This is a genomic window from Nocardiopsis eucommiae, assembly GCF_965344335.1.
Classification (GTDB): Bacteria; Actinomycetota; Actinomycetes; order Streptosporangiales; family Streptosporangiaceae; genus Nocardiopsis; species Nocardiopsis eucommiae.
The window spans coordinates 23,110-36,173 of sequence record NZ_CBDRIY010000026.1; the positions used below are offsets into that span (position 1 = coordinate 23,110).

The window sequence follows — 13,064 nt, forward strand, 5'->3', positions numbered from 1 at the left end:
GCGTCGTGGACCGGCCGGTTCACCAGCCCCGGCGGGCGGTACGCACCGCCTGTCCGGAGGCGGGCGAGTGCGGGTCACGCGTGCGGTAGAGGACGTAGGGACGGAACAGGTAGCCGATCGGCGCGCTGAACGCGTGCACGAGCCGGGTGAACGGCAGCAGCGCGAACAGGGCCAGGCCCATGAGCGCGTGCAGCTTGTAGGGAGCCTCGGCGGCCGCCATCGCGGCCACGTCCGGTCGCAGGATCCAGATCGACCGGAACCACGGCGACACCGTCTCCCGGTAGTCGCCGGAGTGCCCGCCCGCGAGCGCCACCCCGGCGAAGTAGACGGTCATGCCCAGGCCGGTCACGATGGCCAGCACCAGGACCACGTACATGAGCTTGTCGTTGCGGGTGGTGGCGCTGAAGACCGGTCCGGTGGTGCGCCTGCGCCAGATGAGCAGGGTGATCCCGGCGAGCGTGCACACGCCCGCCACGATCCCCATCGACAGCGCGACGACGTGGTACGCGGTGTCGGAGACGCCCAGCGCCCTGGTCCACGTGTCCGGGACCAGCAGGCCCACCACGTGCCCGACGATCACCACGAGCAGGCCGAAGTGGAAGAGCGGGCTGCCGATCCGCAGCAGGCGGGACTCGTACAGCTCCGAGGAACGGGTGGTCCAGCCGAACCGGTCGTAGCGGTAGCGCCACACCAGCCCTCCCACCACGAGCACCAGCACCACGTACGGCAGCACGCCCCACAGGACGAGGTCGACCGGCCCCGTCGACCCGGAGCTCACCGCGGTCGCCTGGTCACGTCGGTCAGGGGCAGCGGGACCCGGGGGCGCGCGCCGTAGGGCTCCATGCCCACGTCCTCGGCGGGAGGCCCCTGCTGGGCCAGCAGGCGCACGCGCTCCTCGTCCGCGCGGCGGGGCGCCGGCAGCGTGTGCCGGACCGCGTCGACCACCCGCGCGTAGGGCGTGCCGTGCTCCTCCAGGGACCGGGAGAGCAGGTCCAGGCCCGAGCGGAAGTCAACCAGCAGCTCCTGCCCGGCCTCGGCGTCCCCCCGGGCCGCGAACTCCAGCATGACCGCCAGGTGGTCCGGCAGCTCGCGGGCGTGCACCCGCCACCCCGCCTCGCGGTAGACCCGCTTGATCTCGGCCAGCGCGTGGCCCCGGCGCCGGGTGTCGCCGTCGGTGTAGTAGGTCATGTGGAGCGCGCGGCGGCGGCGCAGGTCGAACACGTCCACGTAGTGTTCGGCCAGTTCCAGTTCGGGCGTGCTGGAGGCGTGTTCGCAGAACTCCAGCAGGAGGGTCCGGGGCTGGCCCTTCGGCAGTTCGGCGACGGCGCGCGCGGCCAGCGGGAGCCGTTCGAAGAAGAGGGCGTCCGGGTAGCCGAGCAGGACGGACGCCGCCTGGTGGGTGACCGCCCGGGCGTGCGCCCTGCGTGCCTCCCGGCCGGCGCCGAGCCAGCCCGTGCGCCCCGGGCCGTCCGGGTCGCGGCCGTCCTGGCTCGGGATCACCGGGCGGGCGCCGAGGCCCTCGCCGGAGACGCCCCCCGTGCCGTCGGTGTTGGTGTTGGTGCTCATGGTCGACCCCCTTCGGGCGGCCCGGGGTCCGCGCCCCGCCCGCCGCCGTCGTCGGTACCGCCACCCCGTCGGGGTGGGAAGAGTCCTCCGGGACGACCGTTGCCGTCCCAGTTCAGCAGGTTGACGCGGCCGTCGGTCGCGGACCCCTCGGGCCCGCCCTCGCTGGTCTGGCGGTCGCGCAGGGCGTGGAAGGTCTCCACGGTGGCGGCGTCCGGGCGCCCGGAGGCCTCCCCGAAGGGGACGTCGCCCATCCCGCCCATCCCCGGGCCGCCGTCGAAGTCGAGACTGCACCCGACCTCCTCGATGACCCCCTTGTCGGCCTCGTCCACGCCGAAGGCCGTCGGCACCACGTAGCGCTCGTCGTACCTGGCCAGCGCCAGCAGCCGGTACATGTCCTCGATCTCCGCCCCGGTCATCCCGACCGCCTCGGCGATGGACTCGTCGCGCTCCTGGCCGAGGTTGATCCGGCGCATGTACGACCGCATGGCCGCCAACCGCCGCAGCACGAGGTCCACGGGCGCGGTGTCCCCCGCCGTGAACAGTTCGGCCAGGTACTCGATCGGGATGCGCAGGGCGTCGATGGCCCCGAACAGGTGGTCGGCCTCCTCGCCGTCGTGGCCGGTCCTGGTGAGCGCGTCCACCACCGGCGACAGCGGCGGGACGTACCAGACCATCGGCATCGTCCGGAACTCCGGATGCAGCGGCAGGGCCACTCGGAAGCGCTTGGCCAGGGCGAGGATCGGGGACCTGTCGGCGGACTCCACCCAGCGGTCGGGGACGCCGTCGCGCCGGGCGGCCGCGCGCACGGCCGGGTCGGCGGGGTCGAGGAACACGTCCAGCTGCGCCTCGTAGAGGTCCCGCTCGTCCTCGACGGCCGCGGCCTCACCCACCCGGTCGGCGTCGTAGAGCACGACCCCCAGGTACCGCAGGCGCCCCACGCACGTCTCCGAGCAGATGGTGGGCATGCCCACCTCCACGCGCGGGTAGCAGAAGGTGCACTTCTCGGCCTTGCCCGTCCTGTGGTTGAAGTAGATCTTCTTGTACGGGCAGGCGGTGACGCACATGCGCCAGCCCCGGCAGCGGTCCTGGTCCACGAGCACGATGCCGTCCTCGACCCGCTTGTACAGCGCCCCGCTCGGGCAGGCGGCCACGCAGGTGGGGTTGAGGCAGTGCTCGCAGATGCGCGGCAGGTAGAACATGAAGGTCTCCTCGAAGGAGAGCTTCACCTTGTCCCCGAGCCTGCGCACGATCGGGTCCTGGGAGGCGAGTTCGGGGCCGCCGCCCAGGTCGTCGTCCCAGTTGGCGCTCCAGCTCACCCGCATGGGCTTGCCGGTGAGCGCCGAACGCGGGCTGGCCACGGGGAAGTCGTCGCCCAGGGGCGCGTTGGTCAGGGTCTCGTAGTCGTAGGTCCAGGGTTCGTAGTAGTCCTGGATGGAGGGCATGACCGGGTTGGCGAAGATGGTCGCGAGCCGCTTGATCCGCCCGCCCGCGCGCGGCACGAGCCGACCGTCGGGGCGACGGACCCAGCCGCCCTTCCACCGCTCCTGGTCCTCGTAGGTGCGGGGGTACCCCTGGCCGGGCCGGGTCTCGACGTTGTTGAACCACGCGTACTCGACACCGCTCCGGTTGGTCCACGCCTGCTTGCAGGTGACCGAGCAGGTGTGGCACCCGATGCACTTGTCGAGGTTCATGACCATGGCGACCTGCGCCATGACCCTGCCGATCGGCCTCCCTTCCGAGTCCCGGGTGGCTCCGCCCGTCCGCTCCCGGCTCCGCTCCGTCATCAGTACCGCACCTCCGTCGTCCGCTTGCGCACGACCGTGACCTCGTCGCGCTGGTTCCCGGTCGGGCCGAGGTAGTTGAAGGCGTAGGTGAACTGGGCGTAGCCGCCGATCAGGTGGGTCGGCTTGACCAGCAGGCGGGTGAGCGAGTTGTGGATGCCGCCGCGACGTCCGGTGGTCTCCGTCTTCGGCACGTCGATGGTCCGCTCCTGGGCGTGGTGCATGTACACCGTGCCGGTCGGCATGCGGTGCGAGACCACCAGGCGCGCGGCGACGACCCCGTTCCGGTTGACCGCCTCGACCCAGTCGTTGTCGGCCGCCTCGATCGCCTCGGCGTCGGCCACGCTCATCCAGATCGTGGGGCCGCCCCGGGACAGGGTCTGCATGAGCAGGTTGTCCTGGTACTCGGAGTGGATCGACCACTTGGAGTGCGGGGTCAGGTAGCGCACGACCACCTCGCGCTGTCCGGTCGGGCCGATCCGGGGCTCCCCGAACAGGCGGCCCATGTCCAGCGGGGGCCGGTAGACCGGCAGGGCCTCACCGAACTCGTGCATCCAGTCGTGGTCCAGGTAGAAGTGCTGGCGACCGGTGAGCGTGTGCCAGGGCTTGTCGTGCTCGACGTTGATGGTGAATGGCGAGTACCGGCGGTCGGCGGCCTCCTTGCCGGACCACTCGGGGCTGCTTCCCACCGGGGTCGGGCCGTGCCGCGCGTCGTCGAAGACCACCCGGCGCCCCTCGGCGTGGTGGATCAGCTCGTCCATGTCGGTGCCGGTGCGCGCGGCCAGGCGTTCGAACCCCTGCGCGGCGAGGCGTCCGTTGCTGGTGCCGGACAGGGCGAGGATCATCTCGCAGGCCTTGACGTCGGTGTCCAGGGAGGGGCGGCCGTCAGCGACCCCGCCGCGCACGGTGCCGTTGCGCTGGCGCAGCCACTCGACCTCCTCGTCCGGGGTGAACGACACACCCTTGACGGGGAGCCCCTTCCCCTCGGCCAGCGGGCCGAGCGCAGCGAGCTTCTGGGCCACCGCCGAGTAGTTCCGGCGGACCGGGACGATGTTCGGCATGGTCCTCCCGGGGACCGGCCGCTCCCCCGCCGCCTTCCAGTCCGTCGGCACCCCGTGCGGCTGGGCGAGCTCCCCCTCGGTGTCGTGCTGGTGGGGCACCGCGACCAGGTCGGTGACCTCGCCCAGATGGTCCGCGGCCAGTTCGCTGAACACCTTCGCCAGCGCGTGGAAGGTGTCGAAGTCGGTGCGGGTCTCCCACGGGGGGTCGATCGCCGGGTTGAAGGCGTGCACGAAGGGGTGCATGTCCGTGGTGGAGAGGTCGTGCTTCTCGTACCAGGTGGCGGCGGGCAGCACGATGTCGGACAGCAGCGTGGAGCTGGTCATCCGGAAGTCCAGGGTGAGCAGCAGGTCGAGTTTGCCCTCGGGGACCTCATCCCGCCAGGTCACGTCCTCGGGCCGGTCGTCCGGTCCGGCGGGCTCCGACCGCAGGTTGGAGTGCGTGCCCAGCAGGTGCTTCAGGAAGTACTCGTTGCCCTTGGCGGAGGAACCGAACAGGTTGGACCGCCACAGCGTGAGGGTGCGGGGCCAGTTCTTCGGGTCGTCCGGGTCCTCGGCGGCGAACCGCAGCGTGCCGTCCTGGAGCTGGTCGGCCACGTACTCGGCGGGGTCCCGGTCCCGTTCGACCGCCTCCTTGCCGAGCTGGATCGGGTTGCGGTTGAAGGTCGGGTAGGACGGCATCCAGCCCATCCGGGCCGAGGCCGCCACGAGGTCGGCGGTGTGCTGCCCGCGGACCCGCCCGGGCCCGAGGGGGGACATGAGGGCGTCGGCCCGGTAGGTGTCGTAGCGCCACTGGTCGGTGTGGGAGTACCAGTAGGAGGTCCCGGCCATGAAGCGCGGCGGGCGCGACCAGTCCATGCCCGAGGCGTAGGCGGCCCAGCCGGTGGCCGTACGGCACTTCTCCTGGCCCACGTAGTGCGCCCATCCGCCGCCGTTGACCCCCTGGCAGCCGGTGAGCAGCAGCAGGGAGAGGAAGGCGCGGTAGGCGTTCTCCCCGTGGAACCACTGGTTGGTCCCTGCGCCCAGCACGATCATGGCCCGGCCGCCGCTGGCCTCGGCGGTGTCGGCGAACTCGCGGGCGATGCGCACGGCGCGGTCGGCGGGGACGGAGGTCAGGGCCTCCTGCCAGGCCGGGGTGCAGGCGGCGCCCGGGTCGTCGTACCCGTCCGGCCAGACACCGGGCAGACCGGGGCGGGACACCCCGTACTGGGCCAGGACCAGGTCGAACACGGTGGTCACCAGGCGGTCACCCACCCTGCGGACGGGCACGCCCCGGGTGTCGACCTCGGCCGTGCCGTCGGGGGTGTCGAAGCGGGGCAGGGAGATCTCCGCCGCCTCGGCGCCCTCGGCGTAGAAGGTGAGTTCGGGGACGCGGCCCTCCAGGTCCAGGTTCCACTTCCCCTCGCCGTCCGCTCCCCAGCGGTGGCCGACGGTGCCGTTGGGGGCGACCGGCGCGTCCTCCCCCTCCGGCCAGAAGACGGGCTTCCAGTCGGGGTTGGCCTCGTCCGTGTTGCCCGGCAGATCCGAGGCGGTGAGGAACTTGCCGGGCACGAACCGGCCGTCCCGCCGGTCCAGGGTCACGAGGAAGGGCAGGTCCGTGTAGGTGCGCGCGTACTCGGTGAAGCGCGGCGTGGGCCGTTCGACGAAGCGCTCCCTGAGGATCACGTGCCCCATGGCCATCGCCAGGGCGCCGTCCGTGCCCGGGTGCGGCGCCAGCCACTCGTCGGCGAACTTGGCGGCGTCGTTGAAGTCCGGGGCGACCACCACGACCTTCTGGCCCCGGTAGCGGGCCTCGGCCATCCAGTGGGCGTCCGGAGTGCGGGTCACCGGGACGTTGGAACCCCACAGCACGAGGTAGGCGGCGTCCCACCAGTCCCCGGACTCGGGGACGTCGGTCTGGTCGCCGAACACCTGCGGGGAGGCCACCGGCAGGTCCGCGTACCAGTCGTAGAACGACAGCATCGAGCCGCCGAGCAGGTTGACGAACCGGGCGCCCACACCGTGCGAGACCATCGACATCGCGGGGATCGGGGAGAATCCGGCGATCCGGTCGGGACCGTACTCCCTGATGGTCAGGACGTGCGCGGCCGCCGCAATCTCCAGGGCCTCCTCCCAGGTGGTGCGGACCAGCCCACCCTTGCCCCGCGCCCGCTGGTAGCGGCGGCGCCGCTCGGGGTCGGTGGTGATCTCCTCCCACGCGAGGACCGGGTCACCCAGCCGCTCGCGGGCCTCCCGGTACATCTCCACGAGAACGCCGCGCGCGTAGGGATAGCGCACCCGGGTCGGAGAATAGGTGTACCAGGAAAAGGCTGCGCCGCGCGGGCACCCCCGGGGTTCGTACTCGGGGCGGTCCGGACCGACCGATGGATAATCCGTCGCCTGAGTTTCCCAGGTGATGATTCCGTCTTTGACATAAACATCCCAGGAACAGGATCCCGTGCAGTTCACCCCGTGGGTGGAACGCACCACCCGGTCGTGGCTCCACCGGTCCCGATAGAACACGTCACCCTGGCGTCCACCGTGCCTGACCTGGGCACGGTCCCCGTCGAGAGGCTCCGAACGGGTCAGGTAGTTTCCCAAACGGAGAAGGCTGTCGCCCGCTCCCGTGCGTTTACTCCGTGCCGCCATAAGGAAAACACCTCGTTTGCCCGCCCGTTGCCCGGAGCGCGGGGAGAAAGCCCAGCTCCGACCACATTCCGTTAATGAATATGCCTGTTCCGGCACGGATGTCACGTTTCCCACACCGCAAGAGGCGACAATCGCCGTCAGACCGACTGACGAAGGAGCCGTAATGCGTGCGGAAGCTGGGGAGCGGACGACCCGTTCCGGAACCGCGGGCGGCAACCTCGCCCTGGCCACGGCGGCGTTCGCGCTGACCTTCTGGGCCTGGAACCTGATCGGCCCGCTGTCACGGAGCTACAGCGAGGACCTGGGCCTGACGCCCACGCAGACGTCGATCCTGGTGGCCTTCCCCGTGCTGGTCGGCTCGCTGGGGCGCATCCCGGTGGGCACCCTGACCGACCGCTACGGCGGCCGGGTGATGTTCACGGCCATCTGCCTGCTCAGCATCGTGCCGACCCTCCTGGTCGGGCTGTCCGCGAACTCGTACCCGATGCTGCTGGTCTGGGGCTTCTTCCTGGGGATCGCGGGCACCTCCTTCGCCATCGGCATCCCGTTCGTCAACGCCTGGTACCAGGCCGGGCGACGCGGGTTCGCCACGGGCGTGTTCGGCGCGGGCATGGGCGGCACGGCGCTGTCGGCCTTCCTGACCCCGCGCCTGGTCGAGGCCATGGGCGTGCTCACCACCCACCTGCTCATGTGCGTGGCCCTCGCCGCGATGGGCGCGGTCATGTGGCTGTTCGCCCGGAACTCACCCGAGTGGAGTCCGCGGACCGAGCCCGCCCTTCCCCGCCTGCGCGAGGCACTGGCCCTCCGCGCCACCTGGCAGGCCTCGGCGCTCTACGCGCTCGTTTTCGGCGGCTTCGTCGCCTTCTCCACCTACCTGCCGACCCTGCTGACCACGGCCTACGACTTCGCGCAGACCGACGCGGGCATGCGCACCGCCGGGTTCGCCGTGGCGGCGGTCGTCGCCCGTCCGGTCGGCGGTGTGCTGTCGGACCGGATCGGACCGGTGAAGGTCTGTCTGATCTCCTTCTTCGGCACGTGCGCGTTCGCCGTCGTCCTCGCGCTGCACCCCCCGGCGGAGTTCCCGGCGGGGCTGTCGTTCGTGCTGATCGCGCTGACCCTGGGGCTGGGCACCGGCGCGGTGTTCGCCCTGGTCGCCAAGCTCGTGGACCCGTCCCGCGTGGGTACGGTCACCGGTCTGGTGGGCGCCGCCGGTGGCCTGGGCGGCTACTTCCCGCCGCTGCTCATGGGCGTGGTGTACCAGGCCACGGGCGCGTACACGCTGGGCTTCGTCCTGCTCGCCGTGGTCGCGCTGATCGTGGCCCTGTACACCACGCGGGCCTTCCGGGACGTCACCTGAGGTTCACGGCGCTCACAGCGCCGCGAGGTCCCGGGCACGGACCAGGACCGCCGACCGGTTGCCGACCTTCACCCGTTCCAGCGCCCGCACGCCCTCGGGCAGCGGCACCCGGCGGGTCCGCGCCGTCACGACCACCACCGCGCTCCGGGGCAGGGTCCGCCCCATCGAGGCGAGCAGCGCCCTGATCGGGTCGTCGGGGACGTTCCCCTCCCAGTGGGTCATCTCCCCGTAGGGGACATCCGTGATCACGAGGTCGGCGTCGACCGGATCGGTGGCCGTGAAGACGTCGACCACCCCGGACTCGTGCGGGAGGTCCCCGCCCATGGCGGCCAGCCCGGCGGCCAGGTCGCGGGCGGACTCGGCCCGTTCCACGAACGCCACCCGGCCGAAGTCCCTTGCCGAACGGCGCAGCTCGCGCTCCCGTTCGGCCAGGCCCTCGGCGGTCAGCAGCTCCAGGTTGCGGGCGGCGATGGCCACCGCGTCCCCGTCCACGTCCGTGGCGCGCACGTGCGTGAGCCGGTCGCGGTGGAGCAGCCCCAGCACGGCCACCAGGTACCCGCTGCCGCAGCAGGGGTCCCACAGCCGCACCCGGTCGCCCTCCACGTGCACCATGGCCCGCTGGAGGAGCTCACTCGCCAGTCTCACGGGGAAACCCGGGTAGCCGGGCGCGGACCGCAACACCTGCCCGCTCGCCAAGGCCGAGTGGTCCGTACGCTCGGTGGCGTACCGGTAGCTCACAACTGTCCCCCCTGTCACCCAGACAACGACGAAGGCCCGGTGTCTGGGACACCGGGCCTTCGATGATGCGGTCCTGACGGGATTTGAACCCGCGGCCTCCACCTTGACAGGGTGGCGAGCACTCCTAACTGCTCCACAGGACCTCGTTGCAAGAACAACTCTAGCGCGACTTTGGAGCACTTCGTACCGGGGTCGACCTAGAGTGGCTCACGACGCACCCCAACCCGTGAGAGGACCACCGCGTGAGCGACTCGTCCGCCCCCCTTCCCTCCGGCCCCGACTCCACGCGGGTCGACCGTTGGCTGTGGGCGGTACGCCTCACCAAGACCCGCGCCGACGCCGCTCAGGCCTGTCGCGGAGGGCACGTGCGCGTCAACGACCGCCCCGCGAAACCGGCCACGGTGGTGAAGGTCGGCGACCAGATCCGGGTGCGCCTGCACGGCACCACCCGCGTCGTCGACGTGAGCCACGTCATCGTGAAGAGGGTCGGCGCCCCGATCGCGGCCCGCTGCTACGTGGACCGCACCCCCGCGCAGCCGCCCCAGGCCACCGCGCCGGTGATCCGCCGGGACCGTGGCGCGGGCCGCCCCACCAAGCGGGACCGCCGCCAGCTGGACCGGCTCCGCACAGAGTTCCCACCCGCCTGACCCCGGAGTCCGCGAACCCTGGCGTCCACCGCTTCCCTGAGCGAGGATGGAAGGGACCCCCCTTGGCTTTCGTGCGGAGACGAACCGTGGACAGCGAGAACCCTCCCGAAGACCTACCGGAGAACGACCTCACCCAACGGCCCGAGGGGCACCAGCTCCAAGGGCCGGGTCACACCGTCCACAACCAGGTGAGCGGTGACATCCAGGGGAACTTCTACCAGGTCATCAACCACGCTCCCGCGATGGGCGGTGCCCTGCCCCAGACGAGATCGCCCGCTGGACGCCCGGATCAGCGACGACGCGCCCAGGACTTCCTGGTCAGCGTCAACGAACAGGCGCTGCGTCACGCGGACGACTCGTTCCGCATGAGCATGGTGGTCATGGGCACGGGCGCGTTGGTCATCGCCATCGGCGTGGTGCTCAGCCTGATCCTCGCGCTACTCTCCACCACCGGGGCGGGTTCCGTGACCGCCGTCCTCGCCTCAAGCGTCACGGGCGGCACCATACTCTCCCTGGGCACGGCTCTGGCGCTTCACTCCCACAGGTCCCGGAAGCACCTCGCGGATCAGGCTCAGAAGGTGCACGACGAGCTGAGACTGGAGGAGGCGATCGACCGGGTCATGGACATCACCTCGTCGCTCAACGACCCGACACAGGGCGACAACCTCCGCATGATGGCGGCACTGCGCATCCTCGGTCTGGAGCCCACCCAGGAGTCAGTCAGCGCCCTCATACAGGCACAGCGGAACAGGGACCCGGGATGACCCTCACACCTCCCGGGACTCCAGGGGGTGCGCGGCGAGGAAGGCCAGGACGGCCTCGGTGGCCTTCGGCGCGGCCTCGTGCAGGTAGCCGTGACGGGCCCCGGGCAGGACCAGCAGTTCCGCCCCGGTGATTCGCTCGGCGAGCAGCTCGGCGTTGCCCACCGGGGTGAGCTCGTCGTCCTCGCCGTGCACCACCAGCGTCGGCGCCTGGATCAGGGGGAGCAGGTCCCAGCCGTCGTGCCTGAGACTGGCCTCGTAGTGGCGGCGCTGCGCGCGCAGCGGGTTGCGGGGCAGCACGCGGGTGACCGTCTCCGGGTGTTCCCGCGCCCAGTCCGGTGTGTAGAACAACGGACCGATCAGCCCGCGCCCCTCGTCACCGCTGGCCTTGCGCAACGCGAGGGAGGCGTGCCGAGGGCGCTCCACCTCGTGCTCCCCGCCGGGGGCCGTGGAACCGAGCACCAGGGCGCCGACCCGCTCGGGGGCGATCGCGGCGAGGGTCTGGGCGACCTTGCCGCCCATGGAGAAACCGTAGACGTGCGCGCGCCCGACCCCGAGGTCGTCCAGGACCGCGAGGACGTCACGGGCCAGCAGGTCCATGCTGTACGGCCGGTCCAGCGGGGCGTCGCTGCCACCGGTGCCCCTGAGGTCCACGCGCACCACACGGTGGCGCTCGGCGAGGTCCTCGTACACCCCGTCCCACATCTCGTGGTCGAGGGACTGCCCGTGGATCAGTACCAGGGGCTCCCCCGCACCGTGGACGTCGTACCAGATTCGGGTTCCGTCTGCGGCGGTCGCGTGGTTCACGTCAACGGACACTACCCGACAATCCCGTCACGGGACCGGCTCTCATCCGTTCGTGACCTTCGTCCGCGAACCAAACCCCCGTCTGCGAGCATCTTCCCAGGTCCCCTCGTCCTGGGGTGAGGTCCACCCGAACCGGTTGAAGGAGCGCGCATGAGTTCCCCCGTCATCGCCACCGACACCGACCAGGGCCCTCGTCCGAGCCAACAGGACGCCTGTGCCCACCAGGTCGAGTCCGCCTCCGACGGATGGCGGGCCGCGGTGGCGGACGGGTTCGGTGACCACCCCGACACCGCGCTGGCCGCGCAGCTCGCCGCCGACACCGCCACCTCGGCGCCCGGGGAGGCCGTGGACGCCGTCCTGGCCGCCGCACGGGCGATCACCCGCGCCCACCCCGGAGCCGACTGCGTGATGGCCCACGCCCGCCAGGACGCCCCCGACGACCCCATAGACATCGCGTGGGTCGGTGACTGCCGTGTCTGGACCTGGAGCCCCGGCCAGGGTCTGCGCCAGCACACGCGGGACCACACGCGCGGCCAGGAGCTGCGCGACCGGTGGGCCTCGGAGGACCTCGCCCGAACGTGCGACCACGCGGTCACCACCTCGGTGGCCACAGCGGGGGTCGACGACATCGGCACCACCATCGCGCCCTCCGCCGACCTCACGCTGTTCACCTGCGACGGCGTCCACGACTACGTGGACGAACGGTTGATGGCCGAGCTGGTGGCCGACCACGCGCACGACCCCGACACCCTGGCGCGGGTCCTGGTGGACGCCGCCCGCGAGGCGGAGAGCACCGACAACGCCACCGCCCTGGTGATCCTCGCGGCCCGGGACCCGGCCCCGCACCGGACCCGCCAGGAGGTCCTCCTGGACGGTCTGGAGAGCTTCGGGGAGCCGGGGCGTCTCTCCGAGAGTCCGGAGCACCTGCTGGAGGCCCTGGCCGAGGACCGCGCCACCGGGATCGCCTGCGACCGCTTCCTGCTGCGCGACGGCACCACCTACTGGTGCACGAAGGACTCCGACCACACCGACCACCACGTGAGCTGGCACGGCGTCACCTGGTGACACCCGGCCCGTGGTCGGGGCACGGCGTGGCCGAGTTCAGGGGGATTCACGTGAAGTGTCTCGTCGGGGAGGAGGGCCGCGCCGAGCGCCAGATCGAGGAGGCCCTGCGCCGTTCCTGAACGTGGCCGCGTATTGGCCGTAGGCCCCACCGAAGCCCACCACCGGCCACCGACAACCACCGACGCACGAAAAGGCCCCGCCACCTGTTTCCACAGGTGGCGGGGCCTTTTGCATGTCTTGAGATTGTGGCTAGGGGCGGGGTCGAACCGCCGACCTTCCGCTTTTCAGGCGGACGCTCGTACCAACTGAGCTACCTAGCCGCGGCGCCGATTCCCTCGGCGACGCACGCGGTCCTGACGGGATTTGAACCCGCGGCCTCCACCTTGACAGGGTGGCGAGCACTCCTAACTGCTCCACAGGACCTTGTTCAGTTGTCACACCCGGCCTCGCGGCCCGGTGTGTCGCTGCGGTTCTCATTCTGCCAGACGCCCGACAGTGCTCTGAACCGCTTCGTACCCCCAACGGGATTCGAACCCGCGCTACCGCCTTGAAAGGGCGGCGTCCTGGGCCGCTAGACGATGGGGGCCCGTGTAGACAGCCTAAGCATAGGGGAGATTCCCACCAACACCAAAGCGAATGTCCCGAGCGACCCAAAC

General features: G+C 71.2%; 10 protein-coding genes and 4 tRNA genes. 4 read left to right on the top strand and 10 right to left on the bottom strand.

Annotation, left to right across the window (positions count from 1 at the left end; genetic code table 11):
* Nucleotides 1-19: 19 nt before the first annotated feature.
* The 4 genes from narI to ACRWK8_RS17325 are packed head-to-tail and all read right to left on the bottom strand — an operon-like array spanning nucleotide 20 to nucleotide 7,033.
* Nucleotides 20-778 (bottom strand): respiratory nitrate reductase subunit gamma, encoded by a 759-nt coding sequence (narI, locus tag ACRWK8_RS17310; RefSeq protein ID WP_378736115.1) that lies wholly within the window; start codon nucleotides 776-778, stop codon nucleotides 20-22.
* Nucleotides 775-1,566: a nitrate reductase molybdenum cofactor assembly chaperone gene (gene narJ, locus ACRWK8_RS17315; RefSeq protein ID WP_378736113.1), complete on the bottom strand. Its 792-nt coding sequence runs from the start codon at nucleotides 1,564-1,566 to the stop codon at nucleotides 775-777. The genes narI and narJ overlap by 4 nt, the downstream gene beginning before the upstream one ends.
* Nucleotides 1,563-3,350: a nitrate reductase subunit beta gene (gene narH / locus ACRWK8_RS17320; RefSeq protein WP_431871511.1), complete on the bottom strand. Its 1,788-nt coding sequence runs from the start codon at nucleotides 3,348-3,350 to the stop codon at nucleotides 1,563-1,565. Before narH ends, narJ begins: the two co-directional genes overlap by 4 nt.
* Nucleotides 3,350-7,033 (bottom strand): nitrate reductase subunit alpha, encoded by a 3,684-nt coding sequence (locus tag ACRWK8_RS17325; RefSeq protein WP_431871513.1) that lies wholly within the window; start codon nucleotides 7,031-7,033, stop codon nucleotides 3,350-3,352. Before ACRWK8_RS17325 ends, narH begins: the two co-directional genes overlap by 1 nt.
* 163 nt (nucleotides 7,034-7,196) lie before the next feature.
* Here ACRWK8_RS17325 and ACRWK8_RS17330 point away from each other — a divergent pair, with 163 nt between their 5' ends.
* On the top strand, nucleotides 7,197-8,390 hold the full coding sequence (locus ACRWK8_RS17330; RefSeq protein WP_378736107.1) for an MFS transporter: 1,194 nt from the start codon (nucleotides 7,197-7,199) through the stop codon (nucleotides 8,388-8,390).
* A gap of 12 nt (nucleotides 8,391-8,402) precedes the next feature.
* Here ACRWK8_RS17330 and ACRWK8_RS17335 read toward each other — a convergent pair whose 3' ends face one another.
* Both ACRWK8_RS17335 and ACRWK8_RS17340 read right to left on the bottom strand, forming a co-directional pair.
* Nucleotides 8,403-9,128 carry an rRNA methyltransferase gene (locus tag ACRWK8_RS17335; RefSeq protein ID WP_378736105.1) on the bottom strand — a complete coding sequence of 242 codons (726 nt, stop codon included), beginning with the start codon at nucleotides 9,126-9,128 and terminating at the stop codon, nucleotides 8,403-8,405.
* Nucleotides 9,129-9,196: 68 nt separating this feature from the next.
* A tRNA-Asp gene (locus ACRWK8_RS17340) sits at nucleotides 9,197-9,271 on the bottom strand.
* 99 nt (nucleotides 9,272-9,370) lie between these two features.
* Here ACRWK8_RS17340 and ACRWK8_RS17345 point away from each other — a divergent pair.
* Both ACRWK8_RS17345 and ACRWK8_RS17350 read left to right on the top strand, forming a co-directional pair.
* Nucleotides 9,371-9,775, top strand: coding sequence for an RNA-binding S4 domain-containing protein (locus ACRWK8_RS17345; protein ID WP_378736103.1), 405 nt, complete (start codon nucleotides 9,371-9,373; stop codon nucleotides 9,773-9,775).
* An 86-nt stretch (nucleotides 9,776-9,861) separates the two neighbouring features.
* A complete protein-coding gene (locus ACRWK8_RS17350; protein ID WP_431871516.1) occupies nucleotides 9,862-10,539 on the top strand; it encodes a TRADD-N-associated membrane domain-containing protein in 678 nt (225 codons plus the stop codon).
* Between the two features lie 3 nt (nucleotides 10,540-10,542).
* Here ACRWK8_RS17350 and ACRWK8_RS17355 read toward each other — a convergent pair whose 3' ends face one another.
* Nucleotides 10,543-11,343 (bottom strand): alpha/beta fold hydrolase, encoded by an 801-nt coding sequence (locus ACRWK8_RS17355; RefSeq protein ID WP_431871518.1) that lies wholly within the window; start codon nucleotides 11,341-11,343, stop codon nucleotides 10,543-10,545.
* Nucleotides 11,344-11,493: 150 nt separating this feature from the next.
* Between ACRWK8_RS17355 and ACRWK8_RS17360 the strand changes: the two genes are divergently transcribed.
* A complete protein-coding gene (locus ACRWK8_RS17360) occupies nucleotides 11,494-12,408 on the top strand; it encodes a PP2C family protein-serine/threonine phosphatase (RefSeq protein ID WP_431871520.1) in 915 nt (304 codons plus the stop codon).
* 246 nt (nucleotides 12,409-12,654) lie between these two features.
* Here ACRWK8_RS17360 and ACRWK8_RS17365 read toward each other — a convergent pair.
* From ACRWK8_RS17365 to ACRWK8_RS17375, 3 genes are all read right to left on the bottom strand, one after another.
* Nucleotides 12,655-12,728: transfer RNA gene (locus ACRWK8_RS17365), tRNA-Phe, on the bottom strand.
* Nucleotides 12,729-12,756: 28 nt separating this feature from the next.
* Nucleotides 12,757-12,831 (bottom strand) — tRNA-Asp (locus tag ACRWK8_RS17370).
* Between the two features lie 90 nt (nucleotides 12,832-12,921).
* A tRNA-Glu gene (locus ACRWK8_RS17375) sits at nucleotides 12,922-12,994 on the bottom strand.
* Between the last annotated feature and the right edge of the window lie 70 nt (nucleotides 12,995-13,064).

Excerpts from the sequence above, each read along its gene's own strand:
- ACRWK8_RS17360 (WP_431871520.1), top strand. The coding sequence starts at position 11,494 with ATGAGTTCCCCCGTCATCGCCACCGACACCGACCAGGGCCCTCGTCCG.
- ACRWK8_RS17330 (WP_378736107.1), top strand. The coding sequence starts at position 7,197 with ATGCGTGCGGAAGCTGGGGAGCGGACGACCCGTTCCGGAACCGCGGGC.
- ACRWK8_RS17325 (WP_431871513.1), bottom strand. The coding sequence starts at position 7,033 with ATGGCGGCACGGAGTAAACGCACGGGAGCGGGCGACAGCCTTCTCCGT.
- narH (WP_431871511.1), bottom strand. The coding sequence starts at position 3,350 with ATGACGGAGCGGAGCCGGGAGCGGACGGGCGGAGCCACCCGGGACTCG.
- narJ (WP_378736113.1), bottom strand. The coding sequence starts at position 1,566 with ATGAGCACCAACACCAACACCGACGGCACGGGGGGCGTCTCCGGCGAG.